Annotated in this window: 11 protein-coding genes; 10 read left to right on the forward strand and 1 reads right to left on the reverse strand. The window is 52.0% G+C overall.

Features of this window, described 5'->3' with window-relative positions; all coding sequences use genetic code 11:
• Positions 1-742: 742 nt before the first annotated feature.
• The 7 genes from IEX98_RS07650 (at position 743) to IEX98_RS07680 (ending at position 10,542) form a co-directional block, all read left to right on the forward strand.
• Positions 743-2,533 (forward strand): sensor histidine kinase, encoded by a 1,791-nt coding sequence (locus IEX98_RS07650; protein WP_188888326.1) that lies wholly within the window; start codon positions 743-745, stop codon positions 2,531-2,533.
• Entirely contained in the window at positions 2,526-4,121 is a 1,596-nt protein-coding gene (locus tag IEX98_RS07655) for a response regulator (protein ID WP_188888327.1), read from the forward strand. Before IEX98_RS07650 ends, IEX98_RS07655 begins: the two co-directional genes overlap by 8 nt.
• A 124-nt stretch (positions 4,122-4,245) precedes the next feature.
• Positions 4,246-5,550 (forward strand): ABC transporter substrate-binding protein, encoded by a 1,305-nt coding sequence (locus IEX98_RS07660; protein ID WP_188888328.1) that lies wholly within the window; start codon positions 4,246-4,248, stop codon positions 5,548-5,550.
• A 75-nt stretch (positions 5,551-5,625) separates the two neighbouring features.
• Positions 5,626-6,504: a carbohydrate ABC transporter permease gene (locus tag IEX98_RS07665; RefSeq protein WP_188888329.1), complete on the forward strand. Its 879-nt coding sequence runs from the start codon at positions 5,626-5,628 to the stop codon at positions 6,502-6,504.
• Positions 6,504-7,322 (forward strand): carbohydrate ABC transporter permease, encoded by an 819-nt coding sequence (locus IEX98_RS07670; protein WP_188888330.1) that lies wholly within the window; start codon positions 6,504-6,506, stop codon positions 7,320-7,322. Before IEX98_RS07665 ends, IEX98_RS07670 begins: the two co-directional genes overlap by 1 nt.
• A 130-nt stretch (positions 7,323-7,452) precedes the next feature.
• On the forward strand, positions 7,453-9,561 hold the full coding sequence (locus tag IEX98_RS07675; protein ID WP_188888331.1) for an alpha-galactosidase: 2,109 nt from the start codon (positions 7,453-7,455) through the stop codon (positions 9,559-9,561).
• A 48-nt stretch (positions 9,562-9,609) separates the two neighbouring features.
• Positions 9,610-10,542 carry an aldose epimerase family protein gene (locus tag IEX98_RS07680; protein ID WP_188888332.1) on the forward strand — a complete coding sequence of 311 codons (933 nt, stop codon included), beginning with the start codon at positions 9,610-9,612 and terminating at the stop codon, positions 10,540-10,542.
• 9 nt (positions 10,543-10,551) lie between these two features.
• Here IEX98_RS07680 and IEX98_RS07685 read toward each other — a convergent pair whose 3' ends face one another.
• Positions 10,552-11,439 carry an AraC family transcriptional regulator gene (locus IEX98_RS07685; protein ID WP_188888333.1) on the reverse strand — a complete coding sequence of 296 codons (888 nt, stop codon included), beginning with the start codon at positions 11,437-11,439 and terminating at the stop codon, positions 10,552-10,554.
• 173 nt (positions 11,440-11,612) lie between these two features.
• On the opposite strand from IEX98_RS07685, the gene IEX98_RS07690 reads away from it, so the two are divergent.
• From IEX98_RS07690 to IEX98_RS07700, 3 genes are all read left to right on the forward strand, one after another.
• Positions 11,613-14,966 carry a tetratricopeptide repeat protein gene (locus IEX98_RS07690; RefSeq protein ID WP_188888334.1) on the forward strand — a complete coding sequence of 1,118 codons (3,354 nt, stop codon included), beginning with the start codon at positions 11,613-11,615 and terminating at the stop codon, positions 14,964-14,966.
• 1,063 nt (positions 14,967-16,029) lie between these two features.
• Positions 16,030-16,797, forward strand: coding sequence for an alpha/beta fold hydrolase (locus IEX98_RS07695; RefSeq protein WP_188888335.1), 768 nt, complete (start codon positions 16,030-16,032; stop codon positions 16,795-16,797).
• A 6-nt stretch (positions 16,798-16,803) separates the two neighbouring features.
• A complete protein-coding gene (locus IEX98_RS07700; protein WP_188888336.1) occupies positions 16,804-17,676 on the forward strand; it encodes an SGNH/GDSL hydrolase family protein in 873 nt (290 codons plus the stop codon).
• The last annotated feature ends 18 nt before the right edge of the window (positions 17,677-17,694 follow it).

The raw sequence follows: 17,694 nt of genomic DNA on the forward strand, positions 1-17,694 counted from the left end.
TTTCGCAAATGGAGAACCTAGGTTCACGAAAAGCGAAAATCGCTTCGCTAATTTGCAAATGCCGCGTCGCGACAGGCAGATTAACGAAAACAGCTTCGTTAAACAGCGAAGCCGCTTCGCTCTGGCTGGTCAGTGAAGTTGCCCCGCACCCTCTCGCACCTCGTGCTGCTGAGTCCACCGTCCTCCTAATTCGCCGCCGCATTCCACTAAAATTGTTCTTATGGAAGCCCAGCGAACCAGCTTCGCAAAATAACGAAGCAAACTTCGTAGTTAGTTGGTTGAGTGGACTGCAACGTTGACACAGCGAAGCAAACTTCGCAAATGGAGAACCTAGGTTCACGAACAGCGAAAATCGCTTCGCTAATTGGCAAATGCTGCGCCCCAAAGAGGGAGATTAACGAAATTCGCTTCGTTAAACAGCGAAGCTGCTTCGCTATAGCCCGTCCGTCGGGGATACTAAGCTTAGCCATTCCCGGAGTCTCGAACGCTGCCCCGCCAACACTCGTCCTGTACCCTACACACCAACACACCGGCCCTGACCACTGCTCTCGAACACCAATTCCACGCCCCCCGACTAATACCCCGACCCTCGCTAGTATAAAATATTGAACATCAAACCGACAAAAGACTAAATTGTGGCAGGTACATGCGAAATGTTACAATTATGAGCGCAAAACGCGCTGCGTTTTAAGCAATCATTACGATAAGCAGTGACATCATGACGGGGGAAGTGGCATAACGCATGTATAAATGGCTTTTCGTGAACCGAAGCATTCGAACGAAGATCGTTTGGAGCAGCGTCGTCATCTCGCTTATTCCGCTGCTGGTGCTGTCTTTTTTGTTTTACCGCAGCAGTAATCTGTCGCTGGAGAAGGCGATGGTTCGCAGTGCGGATCAGAACGCGGCTTATCTCTCGGATGATTTGGATGAATATTTTCGCAACTTCACTTCCTCTGCTCTTCAGGTATACGGCTTTAGCCGGATTACGAACATGATGGCGCATGGCGCAGATTACAACAACGCGGATGTTATCAACCTGCGAGAGTCGCTGGCCAGCTATTATCTGCTTGTCGTCAATAAAAACACGGACATCATTAAGATCATGATTTATGGTCAAAACAACGAGCTGCAGGATACTTGGTCAAGGGCGTCAAGCTACAATACGATTCGGCTGGGACCGGGCACTCCCCACTTCAAGGAGATGCTCGATTTGCCGTTTCAGCATACGTTGATGTATACCTACCGCGAGCCGGCGCTGAATCAAGACTTATTTGTCTATTCCATTACGATCTACGATCCGTTTTACCGAAAAAAATTCGGTTCCATGGTGTTTTTCGTGCAGCATAAAGAACTGGCCAAAAAAATTGAATCAATGAACCGGCCTCCAAACGTCATCTCGCTGCAAAATGCTTTCGGCGAGACCTTTTATCGAACGAACGATGCTTACCCGAATGAGGTGCAGCCGTATACAAGGCCCGATGAACCGCCAGTCGAACGGACGAGGGAATTGTATTTTTCGAAAAGCAAGGATTTGCTTGTGAGTCAATCTCAGCTTGATCACGCAAACATTGGCCTTACCTTGCTTTATCCGGCAACCGAGCTTGCCCAAAACCGCAAAAACACCATGTTCATCATTATCGGCGCGGTCGCCTTCGTTATGATTATCGTTGCGGTGTGCTCCATGCTGGTACAGAAGTCGATTACGAAGCCGATACAGCTGCTTGGAAAGGCGATGAAGTCTGTGCGCGGGGGCGACTTCCATGTCACCTTGGAGCCGAGGCGCTATCGGGACGATTTGTCAGAGCTGATGCGCAACTTCAATTTCATGACTGATAAAATCAGAGAGCTGATCGAGACGGAGTACCAGATGCAGCTCCGCAATAAAGAAGCACAAATTTTAACGCTGCAAATGCAGATTAATCCTCATTTTTTATACAATACGCTCCAAACGATTGGCGGCAAGGCGGTGCTGATCGGCGAATATGATATTCACGAAATGTGCCGGGCATTGGCTGATATGTTCCGTTACAGCTTTTACGAGGGCAATATGGAGTCGACGATTACGCATGAGCTGGCTCATGTGAACAACTATTTGTACATTCAGCAGCTTCGGTTTGAGGAATCGATCTCGACCGAATTTGAAATTGAGCCCGATCTGATGGACGTTTCCATCATCCGCTTTGTCATGCAGCCGATTATCGAGAACGTCGTCATTCATGTTCTGGACAAGCATAGTGAAGGCCAGCTTCGGATACGGGTAGCCGCGTTCCGCCAGAATGAATCGGTCGTCATTGAACTTCGGGACAACGGCCCCGGCATTGAGCCGGAGAAGCTGTCTGCCTTGCAGCGCAATCTGGAGAAACGTTCCCTTGAGGTGCTGTCGGGCGTCTCCATCGGTCTGAAAAACGTACATGAACGCATCCGGCTCGTCTATGGTGAACCGTACGGACTGGAAATAGACAGTGAGCTAGGGAGAGGGACGACGATTCAAATACGAATCCCCTATAAGAAAAGAGGGATAGATCATGTATAAAATTATGGTAGTCGACGATGAGGCGCTAAGCCGTAAAACGATTGTCAAAATGATAGACGAGCTCGGGCTGCAGACGGAAGTGATCGCGGAAGCGAAGCATGGCGAAGAGGCGCTCCAGCTCATTCAGATCAATAAGCCGCATATCGTCGTTACAGACATGAACATGCCTGTGATGAACGGACAACAGTTTCTGGAGACGCTGTATCGCGAATTCAGTGAGATTAGAGTTATCGTCATCAGCGGCTACTCACAATTCGAATATTTGAAGGCGGCATTGACCTTCCAAGCTTGTGAGTACGTGCTGAAGCCGGTAGCCGTTACAGAGCTGCGCGGGGCGCTTAATAAAGCAATTGAAGCGGTGAGCGAATATTCCAGCAGGCAGCAGGAGCGAAAGTCCTCCCGGGAGATGATGAAGCTGCGCCGTGAGGATTTTCTTCAACATGTAGCCAACAAGCGGATTACGAATAAATTCGATATTCAATCGCAAGCGGAGGAGCTTGGGCTCGCACCGGTGCTGTCCGCAGGCGGCTACCGGGTTGCGGTCTGCGTCATTCGCCAGTTCAAAGAGATATCGCGTACTAAATTTCATGGCAATGCTGATCTATTTATGTTCTGTCTCGAAAATATTATGTACGAGCTATTGCCGCAGGAAGAGTGTGCATGGATCTACAAATCGGATGACCGGTTTCGTCTCTGTCTCATATTGCCCGTGAATGCCTTTCAAAAGAAGCGTACCGAGGAAACGCTGCTGGCCTTTCACAAGGCCGTCCATCAGACACTTGGCGGAGACGTGGCGGTGGGCATCAGCCCCGAGTTCAGCGGATTAGAGAAGCTGCCAGAGGCATACGGCACAGCGATTGATGCGTTTGAGCATAACCCGTTCGCGGGCAATGGCTTGACCGTCCGTCATGCGGAAGCCGGGGGACGGGCAGCAGAGCTGGAGCTGCTTGCCTCCTTCGATCAGAAGCGGCTTGGACAGGCATTTGGCTCCGGCAAAGCGAAGGATATGCGGGGCATTATGAGCGATTTTGTACGGAAGCTGGGGCAGCATGCCGAAGCGGCGATTCGTGACGTGCACCGGGAGCTGTTCAAAATCCGGCAAACGGCCATTTCGGAAATGAACGGCATCGCGACGGCGGAGCCCTCTTTATTCGATTCGCAAGCTGTGGAGGCCGTGCTTAGTCCGCTCGAGCTGCGCTCCTTTCTCGATAAGCTGGCCTCGGCAGCAGAGGATTTTGGCAAAAATCGCGATATGCCCGAATCGGTTCAGACCGTCCGGCAAATCGCGCAATATATGGATGAGCATTACTTCGAGGATATCGGCTTGATCGACATTGCGACGCGTCATTATATGGACCCCGCTTATTTAAGCAAGCTGTTCAAGGCGGTAACCGATGAGAATTTTATCGAGTATCTGACGCGCAAGCGGATGGAGAAAGCTTGTGAGCTGCTATGCTCACCCGAGCGGAAAGTGAATGAAATTGCGGAGCTGGTCGGCTATGAGAATCAGCGGTATTTCAGCCAGGTGTTCAAGAAATTTACCGGCCGTACACCCTCCGAATACCGGGAGGCATTTGGCCAGCTGTAGCCGCGATTTCAAAAAAATAAACATGAGGCTCACAATAAATTGGATTACCGTTCCTCCCGGCGATTAGTAAGCTAGGTTCAGAACATGCAAGTTGTTCCCGTATAAATCGAGGAGGGGTTACAGAATGAAAAAAGCTTTTAGCCTGATCATCGTATCGGCGCTCCTGACACTGCTTCTGGCAGCATGCGGCTCCAGTAACGAAAAGCCGGCAAACACGGCCGCACCGACAAACGGCGAGAATCAAGGAGGCAAACCGGTCACGATTTCATTCATGCATTTCAAGAGTGATTTCACCGACGGCGTAGCGAAAATCGTCGAGCAGTTCGAGACTGAGAATCCATTGATCAAAGTCAATGTACAGCCAGTCAAATATGATGATTACTACACCTTACTGAAAACAAAGCTGGCGGGCGGAGACATCGTAGACGTCTTCACGCTGAATGCAGGTGCGCAAACGAAGCTGTTCTCCGACGGCGGATACCTGGAAGATTTGACAGGCAAGCCGTTCCTGGCAGACTTCGAAGAAGCTGTACTGAAGTCGCAATCGACTGACGGTAAAAACTACGTTATGCCGATTAACGCCAACCCGATCGCGGTCTTTTACAATAAACAAATTTTCACTGACCTCGGCATTGAAATTCCACGGACGTACGACGCGCTGATTGAAGCGGCGAAAAAGATCAAGGAAGCGGGCAAAACGCCGTTCGCCTTGGGCTGGAAAGATCCATGGACACTGAGCATGTGGTTGTCCCGCGATCTGCCAAGCAACTCCGCACTCGTTAACAACCAGCCGGATTTCTTCGAGAAGCTGGAGACGGGTTCCGTCAAATTTGCCGATAATCCGGCGACAAAAACGATGATTGAGCATGCGCAGCAGCTGTTCGAACTCGGCAACAAGGATCAGCTCGGCGTTGATTACAACGGCGCAGTCGATCTGTTCGCCAAAGGCGACGTTGGCATGATGTACATGGGAACATGGCCGCTTGCCGATATTCAGAAGAAAAATCCGGATCTCTACAACAACATGGGTTACTTCCCGTATCCGTTCAGCAACGATGAGAGCCTGAACAAGCTGGAATTCAACCCGGACGCTTCCATCGCGATCAACACGAAATCGCCGAACAAGGAAGCAGCAGAGAAGTTCCTTGCGTTTCTTGCCAGCAAAGAAGGCGGAGACCTGTGGGTTAAAAACCTCAATTCCCTTAGCTATGTAAAAGGAACGGAAACGAACATTGCGCCTGCAGTCAACGATCTGAAGCCGTACTTTGACAGCGGGGAGCTGTACGATTCCCAGCTTTACCTGGCTAAGACGACGATTGACTGGGGTACACCATTTACACAATCGCTGCAAAAGCTGTTTTTCAAGAAATCGACTGTAGATCAAGTCATTCAAGAGATGGACGACTGGATTGCGAAAAACCATAACTAACGCTCTTTAATAAGCAAAGAAGAATGGCACGGGGAAATTTCACCTGTGCCATTCCTCTTCAGAAAGGGAATTTCTATGACCAACATGAAGCGAATTCTCCGTGGAGAAGGCTGGTACCTCTTCTTCCTTTTGCCCGCCGTCTGTCTGTTTATTCTGGCGGTTGTTGTACCTTTAGCGATGGGAGCACGCTATTCCTTTTCCAGCTGGGATGGTGTATCCACTACAATAGCTTACAATGGTTGGGACAATTACGTGAAAGCTTTCCAGGACAAAGATTTGTGGAGAGCGTTATGGAACACGTTTAAATACGCCATCATTTTAACAATTCTGATTAATGCACTATCTCTTTTTCTTGCTTTGCTGCTCGATTCCTATCTTAAATTCAGAAACGTATTCCGTACGATCTTTTTCCTGCCAAGCGTTATCTCTATCGTCTTGTCGGGCTTCGTATGGAACTATAACTATAGTCAGGGCTTTCCGAAGCTGCTCGCTTATTTCGGCGTCGACATGACAAGCCCGCTGGGCAATCCTGATTATGCGATGATGGGCTTAATTATCGTTGCTCTGTGGCAAGGCATTGGCTCGCCGATGATCATTTATATTGCAGGCTTGCAAGGCATTCCGGGCGAATTGCTGGAGAGCGCCAAGATAGACGGGGCTACGACGTGGAAATCTTTCCGCCACATTACGTTCCCGCTGCTTGCGCCTTCGTTAACGATTAATTTGCTGCTCGTCATGACGGGCGCGCTTAAGGTGTTTGATCTGGTCTATGTAACGACGAAAGGCGGCCCGGGTTTTTCGACCGAGGTGATGTCGACGTACATTTACCGCACCTCATTCGATAACTTCAAGGCGGGGTACGGCATGACGCTGTCGATGATATTCTTCCTCGTCCTCGTAATCGTCACCGTTGCACAAGTCGGAATTTTCAGAAGACGGGAAGTGGATTTATAATGAAAATAACCCGAATTTCGGTTTTTGCCTTAGTTGCTCTGCTAGCTGTCTTGTTCATCTTTCCGCTGTACGTTGCCGTATTAATGGCGTTCAAATCGGCGAAGCAAACGTTTGATTCCTTTTACGCGTGGCCTTCGAGCCTCGATTTCTCAAACTTTGTTCAAGCCTGGAACACCTCGGACTATCCGAAAGCGATTTTTAACAGTCTTATCATTACGATTATTTCGGTGGCGCTCATTATTATCGCTTCCGCACTGGCAGGCTACTCCATCGCCAGAAGGAACAAGCCGTTCTATAACGTTGTCTTTCTGTTGTTTCTATCGGGGATGATGGTTCCTTTTCAGGTGACGATGCTTCCGCTCTATAAGCTTGGCAAATCACTGCAGCTTGTGGACAGTCATTGGGGAATCGCGCTGATTTATGGCGGCTTTGGCGTTCAGATGGGCGTCTTGTTCTTCTCCGGCTTCGTGCGCGGCATTTCAAGAGAAATCGAGGAGGCGGCACGGATTGACGGCTGCTCCACTCCCGGCATCTTTTTCCGCATCATTATGCCGCTGCTCAAGCCCGTTACCGCAACGGTCGTCGTATTGAACGTGCTTTATATTTGGAATGACTTCCTGCTGCCGCTCTTGTATTTGCAAGGCAAGGATTTCCGGACGATTCCGCTGCAGCAATACTTTTTCTTCGGCCAATACAGCAGCGATTTGAATCTGGCCTTCGCTTATGCCGTTATGGGCATGGTACCGATTGTCGTCTTCTTCCTGTTCATGCAGCGGTTTATCGTCAAAGGAATTGCGGCAGGTGCGATCAAGGGCTAACAAATCCGAATATAGTCCATGATAATCCGAATTCAGTCAATTGGCTCCTGGACCGTTTCGGGATAAAGTGAAGCATACGTTCAAATAGCAGCAACCCGCAATGGAAGGTTAACGAAGGAGGATGACAGCGATGACGATTAAATATTGGGAGAAGTCCAACCTATTCGAGCTTCGTACCCACAATACATCTTATCTTTTTGGCGTCAACGAGAGCGGTACGCTTCAACATATTTATTGGGGAGCGCCCGTTCATGCGGAGGAATGCGCAGGCCTGCTCCGGGCACGGTCACATAGCTCGTTCGATATGGCTGTTGACCGCGAGACTGAGGAGTATGGCGGCCGGGGCGGCGCAGGTTATGCCGAGCCGGGCTTGCAGGTCACTTTCGCAGATGGTGTCCGCGACTTGAGGCTTGTCTACTCCGGCTATGAGCTGGAAGGCGACCGTAACCTGACGATCAAGCTGGCCGACGAGCATTATGCACTGAAGGTGGAGGTGAGCTACACTGTCGTCTCCAACCATGATGTAATTGAGCGTCAAGTCAAGGTGACGAACGAGGAAGAGCAGCCTGTACGTGTTGAGCAGATTATGTCTGCGCTGTGGTCGATCGGCGAGCTTCCGGACTACCGGCTGACTCATGTAACCGGCCGGTGGGCTGGTGAATATCAATTGCGCTCTAATCTTCTGACAGAGGGAAAAAAAGTGCTGGAGTCCCGCAGAGGCTTCACGGGCCCGCATGCTAACCCTTGGTTTGCCGTTGACGATGGCAGTGCACGGGAAACAACCGGCAGCGTATGGTTTGGCGCGCTCGCTTGGAGCGGCAACTGGAAGCTGGTGCTGGAGCGGACGACGTTCGGCAAGCTGCGGATTGCTGGCGGCATCCACGATTTCGACGGCTCGTTCCTGCTTGCTCCGGGAGCATCGTACGAAGCTCCCGTCTTTGTTGGCGGATTTACGGATGGCGGATTTGGCGAGATGAGCCGGATTTTGCATCGTTATGAGCGAAGCGAGATTATTCCGGCGACAAAACTGCGCAAAGTGCTATACAACTCCTGGGAGGCGACGGAGTTCGACGTTACCGTTCAAGGGCAGCTCGCGCTTGCTGAGCGGGCGGCAAAGCTTGGCGTGGAACGCTTCGTCGTGGACGACGGCTGGTTCGGCCAGCGGCACAGCGACCGGGCGGGGCTTGGCGACTGGTACGTCAATCCCGAGAAATTCCCGAACGGCTTGTCGGAGCTCATCGATGAGGTGAAAGGCCTTGGCATGGAATTCGGCCTTTGGGTAGAGCCGGAATCCGTTAATCCGGACAGCGATCTTTACCGCAAGCATCCGGATTGGACGTACCATTTTCCAACACGTGTAGGCACGGAGCTTCGGAATCAGTATTTGCTCAATTTGGGCAAGCCTGAAGTTAAAGCGTTCGTCTTAGACTTTATGACGGAGCTGCTGTCTACGTACGACATCTCCTTCATTAAATGGGATATGAACCGGACGGTAACAGAGCCTGGCGAAACGTCTGGTCCGGGGCAGGACAAGTCGGTATGGATTCGTCATGTGGAGCATCTTTATGAGATTTGGGCCGAGCTGCGCCGCCGTTTCCCGAATGTCGAATTTGAGACTTGCGCCGGAGGCGGAGGCCGGATCGATCTGGGCATCCTTCGGTATGCGGATCAGGCATGGATTAGCGACAACACGGATGCGAGAGACCGGCTGAGCATTCAAGAGGGCTTCAGCTATGCATACAGCCCGTCTGTCATGATGTGCTGGGTCACAGAATCGCCAAATGGATTTAACGGCAGAAGCTTGCCGCTCTCCTATCGCTTCCATAGCGCCATGATGGGCGGACTTGGCATCGGTGCGAACATTGGCAAGTGGTCGCCGGAGGAGATGGAGGAAGCGCGTAAATTCGTGGAGCTGTACAAGGAGATTCGTCATGTGGTGCAAGAGGGCGAGCTGTACCGCTTGCAATCGCTGCGTGACTCCAATGTTTCAGCTACTCAGTATGTCAGCGCGGACGGCGGGGAAGCCGTTGCGTTCGCCTTCCTGCAGTCGCATCATTTCGGCAATTCGCTGACGATGCTTCGCCTTCAAGGGCTGGATCCAGAAGCAGCCTATGAAGTATCGGGGGCTGCCGCAGAAGGAACAGGCATCTTCCATGGCTCGAATCTGATGCAGATCGGCTTGCCGATTTCTTGGAGAGGCGACTATGCCAGCGTCTTGATCCGCTTAAAGCGGGTATAAGAGCGTAAGGGATAAACACTTTGCGTAAAAGGGAGGCGGGTGAACGAGATGACAGGCAAGTGGAGCAAGGTGCAGGAACAAGGATATGAGGCTTGGACGGGCAGCAGCGATCGCCTGTCGATCACCGTCATCCCGGCCCTTGGCGGCAAGGCGGTATCACTCCGCAATCTGGCTACGAATCGTGAATGGTTGTGGACCAGCGGGAAGCCGCTCGGCAACAATGGCTTTGGTTCCCCGTTCGGAGAAGGGGACGAGAGCGGCTGGGATGAGATGTTCCCCGGCATTAATGCATGTACGTATGCGGAGGAGCCATGGCAGGGACGCTCTGTCCCGGATCATGGAGAGGTGTGGTCATTGCCTTGGCATGCTGAGGAGAGCGAAGGCTCTCTTCATTGCCAAGTAGAGGGACGTAATTTTCCATATACATTGGAAAAAACGTATACGTTCTCCGGTCCAGACACGCTTCGCATCGACTATGTGGTGACCAACAGGGGAGAGGCTTCGCTCCCCTTCCTTTGGGCTGCGCATCCGCTTTTTCAAGCTCCTGAAGGATTGCAAATTCGCGTTCCCGAAGGAATGAACGCTATTGAGGTTTCCTACTCCGCCGATGAACGGCTGGGCGTATTCGGTGACCGGCGCAGCTGGCCGATTGCCGGGAACGGAATCGACTTGAGCGTTGTGGAACCGGCATCGAGCCGCTCCGCTGAGAAATATTACTTCGAAGGAAAGGCACCGGAGGGCTGGGCGGAGCTGCATGATCCCGGAACGGGAGAAGCGGTCAGGTTCCGCTTTCCGCCGGATAAGGTTCCTTATTTGGCTGTCTGGGCGAATAGCGGCGGCTATGGCGGGCATCACCATGTCGCGCTTGAGCCTGCAACAGGCAGGATGGATGATCTTGCTGTTGCCATGGAGCGGGGCGAAGTCGCCGCCGTAGAGCCCGGCGGCAGGTACGAATGGTATTTGGAGCTGCAGGTGAAGTAATAAACGAGCTCAGCCCTTTGGGGCGCTGCGGTATTCCGTCGGCGACGCACCCATTCTTTTTTTGAACAAGCGGGAGAAATAGTAGGGGTCCGACACCCCGACGGATGCGGCGATTTCTTTCACCGTAAGGCTGGTCAAGCTGAGAAGCTGACCGGCCTTTTGCATTTTCATCCGCAAAAAATATTCAATCGGAGGGAAACCAGTCTCCTGGTTGAACATGAAGATTAAATGCTGCTTGGACAAACCCGTATGCGCAGCCAGCTCGGGCAGCGTGATAACGTCAGAGAGCCGCTCGCTCATGTATTGAATGGCGCGCTCGAGATCCTGCCGCTTCTTGCGGTCGCGTGCCGTGCCTCCCGAGCCGAGTCCAATCCGTCCAAGCAGCTGGCCCATCGATTGCGAGACATGCACTTGAACGGGCATCGAATACGGCTTGTCCGTCAGCAGCTCGAAGCAGCGGGAGAAATTATCGGCCCATTCGGCGTAAAGGGCTGCCGGGAGCGGCAAGGGTCCAGAGTCAAGACCGTACAGCTGGATATAGTCTGCGACATGTTCGCCCTTGAGATGGAACCAGTAGATGCTCCAGGGACGAGCGGCGGATGCGCCGTAACGATGAGCCGCTCCTGCTGGAATGACCGCCAGATGATGCTCAGGCACCGGCACCGTCCGGCCATTCAGCTCAAGCCAGCCTTCACCCCGCAGGCAATAGATGAAGATATGGGCATCGCAGCCATCCGGCCGTTCCCGGTAATGATATTGAGCCTCGGGGAAAAAACCGATATCGCTCACGAACAGACCGCGCGTCAGCTCATAGCGGGACAGCTCCTCGATATGATAGGCGGGAAGCACGAACAGCTTCTCCTCCTCGAACCCTTCAGACTTTCTAAGCTCATCCATGTCATCCGCACCTTTTCAGAAAATCATTCATCTGTTCATTATATTGCTTATATTTATAAACCAAACCGTATTTCATAAATAAGAATATAGTCCATTATAAACCGAATTCCGTCAATTGGCACCATACTCATTTCAAGATAAAGTGTAAGTAATCAGCAAAGGGGGAATGACAAATGGCTCCATCGCAAAAAAATGCCGGCTCAGCCGTGCGCATTTGGGAAGAGGAAGTAACGATTCCGACTTACGGTATTGGCGCTCCCGACCGCAACCCGATGTTTTTGGAGAAACGCGTCTATCAAGGCAGCACAGGCAAAGTGTATCCGCATCCTGTCGTCGACAAAATCGAGGATGAGAAAAAGGATCAATCTTATAAACTTGCTATTCTGGAAAATGAATACGTTCGCATCGAAATTATGCCGGAGCTTGGCGGCCGGATTTACCGGGCGCTGGATAAAACCAACGACTATGATTTCGTTTATTATAACCGCGTGATCAAACCTGCACTTGTTGGACTTGCTGGGCCTTGGATTTCCGGGGGCATCGAGTTTAACTGGCCGCAGCACCATAGACCGAACACGTACGGACCGGTCGAATACCGGTTGACGGAAGGCGAAGACGGCAGTGCGACAGTGTGGATTAGCGAAATCGACCGGATGTACGGAACAAAAGTGACGGCAGGCTTTACGCTTTATCCGGGAAAAGCTTATCTGGAGGTGTCCGCACAGCTGTACAACCGGACGACCTTGCCTCAAACCTTCCTGTGGTGGGCGAACCCGGCCGTAGCCGTCAACGACGATACGCAATCGGTATTCCCTCCTGACGTTACCGCGGTATTCGACCATGGTAAACGGGATGTATCTCGCTTTCCTATCGCTACAGGCACGTACTATAAAATGGACTATTCCGAGGGCGTCGATATTTCGCGCTACCGCAATATTCCAGTGCCGACCTCATACATGGCGTATAAGTCGGATTACAATTTCGTAGGCGGCTATGATCATGGCGTACAAGCCGGACTGCTTCATGTGGCCAACCATTTCGTATCGCCGGGCAAAAAGCAGTGGACTTGGGGAAATGGCGAATTCGGACAGGCATGGGATCGCAATCTGACGGATGAAGACGGACCGTACATCGAGCTCATGACGGGCATGTACACGGATAACCAGCCGGACTTTACATGGCTGCAGCCTTATGAAGAGAAGACGTTCAAGCAATACTTCATGCCGTATAAGGATGTAGGCGTTGTGAAAAATGCCTCCATCGACGCCGCGGTCAATCTTGAAGTCGACGAGGAAACGGGAAAAGCAACGGTACTCGCTTACGCGACTTCGGTGTTCACGGGCGCGGTAATTGAGCTTAAAGGAAGCCGTCGTTCTTACTTCCGTGAGACGGTAGAGCTGTCTCCGGTATCGACGTTCAAATCGGTGGTTGCGCTCGACGAGGGCGATCTGCCGCATGATCTGATCGTTTCCATTCGGGACGCAAACGGCAAGCTGCTTATTTCCTACAGACCAGCTAAGCCATCTATTGAAGAGGTTCCGGACGCCGCTCAGCCGCTTCCAGAGCCGCAAGAGCTGCGTACGAATGAGCAGCTTTATCTGGCAGGTCTGCATCTGGAGCAATACCGCCATGCTACTTTTGAGCCGGCATCGTATTACCTCGAGGGTCTGAAGCGTGATCCTTCGGATATTCGGATCAACGTTGCCTACGGTACGCTTCTGCTCCGCCAAGGGCTGTTCAAGGAAGCGGAAGGGCATTTGCGCAAAGCTATAGCTTCTATGACATGGCGTAACCCGAACCCTTATGACAGCGAAGCGTTATATCAGCTGGGCCTTGCGCTGAAGCTGCAAGACCGGCCGGAGGAAGCATTCGCTGTCTTCTACAAAGCGGTGTGGTCGGCTGCATGGCAGGACGCAGGTTACTTTAATCTGGCCCGTATTGCTAGCGCGAACGGCTCATTTGCAGAGGCGCTTGAACTGGTAGACCGCGCGCTTATTCGTAACTCGCGCAACTACAAGTCACGCCATCTTCGTGCGGCACTGCTTCGCAAGCTGGGACGCTTAACCGAAGCTGTTGCTTATGCGAAAGAGACGCTTGGTATCGATGTCGCCGACTTTGGCGCTGCCCGCGAGCTGGGTCTGGCGCTGGCCGAGCAGGGGCTGTCCGCAGAAGCGGACGCTGCCGTAGCGGAGCTTGGCCGTCTAATGCGGAATGACCCGCATAACTATTTGAGCCTGGCTTCCGATTATGCGGAAAGCGGCTTGTATGCGGAAGCGATCGATGTGTTGAACGTACTTGTCAGCCAAACGCCGGCTGCGGACGTTTACCCGATGGTTTACTATACACTGGGTTATTTGCATGAACGTGCAGGGCAGCCTGAGCAAGCGGCAGTTGCCCGTAAAGCGGGACAAATCGCGAAGCCGGACTATTGCTTCCCGAACAGCCTGTTTGAACTGCTCGTGCTGGAAAGCGCGGTTCAGGCTGATTCGAGCGATGCGCGCGCACTTTACTATCTCGGCAACCTGCTGTACGACAAGAAGCGTCATGGAGAGGCTATCGCGAAATGGGAAGCTTCCCGCACGCTGAATGACGGGTTTGCAACGGTACATCGCAACCTGGCACTCGCTTACTTCAATAAGCTTGGAGACAGTAAGGCGGCATTGGAATCGCTGGAGCAGGCTTTTGCTTGCGGACCAGAGGATGCCCGCGTCTTCTACGAGCTGGATCAGCTTTATAAAAAGCTCGGCTACGCGCCTCAAGTGCGTTTGAACGGTCTGGAACAGCATTTGAATCTCGTGCAGTTGCGGGATGATCTGTACTTGGAGTACGTTGCGCTGTTCAATGCGCTTGGCCGTCATGAGGAAGCAGCCGGCAAGCTGGCTGCGCGGAAGTTCCATCCTTGGGAAGGCGGAGAAGGCAAAACGACTGGCCAGCATGTGTTGAGCCGTGTTGAATGGGCGAAGCATGAAATCGCCGAAGGCCGCTACGCCCATGCTGCCGAGCTGCTTCAAGAAGCGCTAGTCTACCCGGAAAATCTGGGCGAAGGCAAGCTGGATGGAGCGCAGGAGAATAACGTGCATTACCATCTGGGACGCGCTTACCTCGGTTTGCAGCAGACAGAGCAGGCGGAAAGACATTTCCGCATCGCCTCGCAAGGGCTGGAGGAGCCAGCCAGCGCGATGTACTACAACGACCAGCCGCCAGATATGATTTTCTATCAAGGCATGGCATGGCAGCAGCTTGGCGACCTCAAGGAAGCGAAGCGCCGCTTCAACAAGCTGATCGATTATGGCGAGAAGCATATCCGCGACGATGTGAAATTCGACTACTTTGCCGTATCGCTGCCTGACTTCCTTGTATTCGAGGATGACCTGAACAAGCGGAATGAAATTCATTGCCGCTACATGATCGGCCTCGGTTTGATCGGTCTTGGCCGCTACGCCGAAGCTCGCGTTCAATTGAACGAAGCGCTGGCGATGGAGCCAAACCACCAAGGAGCCAAGCTTCACCTTGGCTTGTGCGAATAAAGCAAGAACCAGAGAGCCCGCGTATTCCGCGGGCTCTTTGGTTGTTTAGAAAGCACTGTAACGTGAATGGATCCCCGTTGAGGCTCCAACCAACGCAGTACAGCTAGTAACCCGAGCACCGCCAGTAACCCCAGCACCCAACATCCCAGTAAACCAGCACCCAACATCCCCAGTAACACCGCAGCACCTCCAGTAACTAAGCCCTTTCGCGAAAAATGATGGAAGAGCGTCATAACTAGGGCGCCATCACCGCCCGATGGATAAGGGCCAACACGTTTAACAGTAACAAAATGTAAAAATACATTTTGAAAAGCCTCAAATTACCTGAAATCACCTTCAAAATGCAAAAGTGCATTTGAAATCATAGAATTTGGGTTGATCGGCCCCTTTTGGCCCGATCAACCTGCACATTTGCATTTTGAAGCCACAAATCGTCGAAAATTCGGCTTCCAACCTGTATTTTTACATTTTGAATGGCTGACTTATCGCTTCTAGCGAATCTTTTTCGCTAAGAGCGAATTTAGATTCGTTATTCGAGTTTTCTAGAGAGTTAGGCAGCAGAATGACCGACATGTAGTTAGTTTGGACGTTTTGCGATTGGTGGGGAGAGCGGAGCGTTTTGAGTTCAGGGGGACTTTTTGCAGATTCTATCCATTATTCATCGAGAAGCGATGAGGTGTTGGAATCAAGAACGGCCCCATGGACCAAAACGCGCAGGGAACGAGTCTGAGACGTAAGCGTGACTGACTGCTGGACTATTAGTTGGTTTGGACCTTTTGCGATTGGTGGGGTGAGCGGAGCGTTTTGAGTTCATGGGGACTTTTTGCAGATTCTGTCCATTATTCATCGAGAAGCGATGAGGTGTTGGAATCAAGAACGGCACCATGGACCAAAACGCGCAGCGAGCCCGGTATCTTACACGCAGCGAGCGAAAATAATAGCGAGCATAAAGAAGGAGAGTCCGCACCAACAAAGAATTGATAAAAGAGTATAAAGCGTTTACATGGTTTTGCTAGATCATTCGCTAGCGCTTCAGAGTACAAACGACAAGGGGAGATTATACATGTCTGCTGTTAAAGGGATTTGGAAGGGATATGAGCGTTACGATTTTACCGTCAACGGGCGTGAGGCGCTGGTTGTTACCCCTAAAGAGGTGGCGCCAGGAAATCCGTGGGTATGGCGCGCCGAGTTCTTTGATGCGTTCAGCCAAGTAGATATGGCGCTGCTGGAGCAAGGCTGGCATTTGGCCTACTGCAACGTTAGTGATATGTATGGCTCGCCAGAGGCGATTGAACTCATGCGTCCGTTCCAGCTGCATGTCTGCTCAGAGTTTGGGCTAGCGGATAAACCGTCTATTTTTGGCTTCAGCCGGGGAGGCCTATACACAGTAAACTACGCCCTGAAGTATCCGGAATCGGTCTCTTCGCTGTATCTGGACGCGCCGGTGCTGGATTTACGGAGCTGGCCTGGCGGCAATGGCAGGACGGATCAGTGGAAAAAGGAATGGGAGGAATGCAAGCGAAGCTACCAGCTCACGGAGGAGCAGTTTGCAGACTTCCGCGAAAGCCCGCTCGACCGCGCTGCCGAGCTAGCGGCTCTGCAAATACCAGTAATCCTCGTAGTCGGTGATGCCGATGAGGATGTGCCGTTTATGGATAATGGGCATCCATTTGCTGAACGCTTTGCGGCAAACGGCGGACAGATCGAGGTAATCGTAAAGCCGGGTGTGGCGCATCATCCGCATTCGCTTGACGATCCAACTCCTGTTGCAGAATTTATTCAACGCGTTTTTAACGGTCAGCAAGAAACTGAATCGATTGGAGCAGAGTAAACCATCATGAATGAAAATACAGCGAAGAGAATTGTATTTCTAGGGGACAGCATTACCGACGACGGCACCTATATTTCTTATTTGGATGCTTTTTTTAGAGAGCAATTTACCGAGCAGCCTTATACGTTCATTAACTTGGGCGTCAGCAGCGAGACGGCTTCCGGTCTAAGCGAGCCGGATCATCCGTTTCCACGCCCATGCATTCATGAACGGCTGCAAAGGGCGCTGAGCGAAAGCCGTCCGGATTGGACGGTTATTTGCTATGGCATGAACGACGGCATTTATTATCCGTTTTCGGAGGAACGGTTTGCGGCCTATCAAGATGGTATGCACCGCTTGATTGAGGCTGTACGTGCGACGGGCTCCAAGGTCATTGTGATGACACCGCCGCCTTTTGATGCCCCTTCGCTAAGCGGTGCAACTCTTCTTCCCGAGGGGGAAGAAAAGTACAGCTACATGACGCCCTTTATCCGTTATGACGATGTATTGGAGCGGTACGCAGAATGGGTGCTTGGACTTCAATCGGCGGCGGTTGACGCCGTTATTGCCATTCGAGAGCCGCTCTTGCAGCACATCGCGGAGCAAAAAAACAGCAACCCCGACTACCACTATGGAGACGGCATTCATCCTGATGCGGGCGGGCATTGGGTCATTGCGCAGACGCTGCTTCGCCAATTGTTCAAGCAAGATGTGGAGCAGGCGCCGGATACATGGCCGATTTATCCTTTGGTCTACGAGCGCCATCGCTTGTTAAGCGCTGCTTGGAAAGAGCATGTCGGGCATACGAATGAAAACAAATCGGAGGCTTTGCCGCTGGATAAGGCCCTCCAACATGGTGAAGTGCTGGAGCGCCAAATTCAAGAGCTGCTGCAAGCCTAACTTAACCGACAGCTGCTG

It is taken from the genome of Paenibacillus radicis (ex Gao et al. 2016), from assembly GCF_014641555.1.
GTDB classification, from domain to species: Bacteria; Bacillota; Bacilli; order Paenibacillales; family Paenibacillaceae; genus Pristimantibacillus; species Pristimantibacillus radicis.

What these genes read in the sequence shown, in the direction of transcription:
- IEX98_RS07695 (WP_188888335.1), top strand. Translation starts at nt 16,030, where the DNA reads ATGTCTGCTGTTAAAGGGATTTGGAAGGGATATGAGCGTTACGATTTT.
- IEX98_RS07690 (WP_188888334.1), top strand. Translation starts at nt 11,613, where the DNA reads ATGGCTCCATCGCAAAAAAATGCCGGCTCAGCCGTGCGCATTTGGGAA.
- IEX98_RS07665 (WP_188888329.1), top strand. Translation starts at nt 5,626, where the DNA reads ATGACCAACATGAAGCGAATTCTCCGTGGAGAAGGCTGGTACCTCTTC.
- IEX98_RS07660 (WP_188888328.1), top strand. Translation starts at nt 4,246, where the DNA reads ATGAAAAAAGCTTTTAGCCTGATCATCGTATCGGCGCTCCTGACACTG.
- IEX98_RS07675 (WP_188888331.1), top strand. Translation starts at nt 7,453, where the DNA reads ATGACGATTAAATATTGGGAGAAGTCCAACCTATTCGAGCTTCGTACC.
- IEX98_RS07655 (WP_188888327.1), top strand. Translation starts at nt 2,526, where the DNA reads ATGTATAAAATTATGGTAGTCGACGATGAGGCGCTAAGCCGTAAAACG.
- IEX98_RS07685 (WP_188888333.1), bottom strand. Translation starts at nt 11,439, where the DNA reads ATGGATGAGCTTAGAAAGTCTGAAGGGTTCGAGGAGGAGAAGCTGTTC.
- IEX98_RS07650 (WP_188888326.1), top strand. Translation starts at nt 743, where the DNA reads ATGTATAAATGGCTTTTCGTGAACCGAAGCATTCGAACGAAGATCGTT.
- IEX98_RS07700 (WP_188888336.1), top strand. Translation starts at nt 16,804, where the DNA reads ATGAATGAAAATACAGCGAAGAGAATTGTATTTCTAGGGGACAGCATT.
- IEX98_RS07670 (WP_188888330.1), top strand. Translation starts at nt 6,504, where the DNA reads ATGAAAATAACCCGAATTTCGGTTTTTGCCTTAGTTGCTCTGCTAGCT.
- IEX98_RS07680 (WP_188888332.1), top strand. Translation starts at nt 9,610, where the DNA reads ATGACAGGCAAGTGGAGCAAGGTGCAGGAACAAGGATATGAGGCTTGG.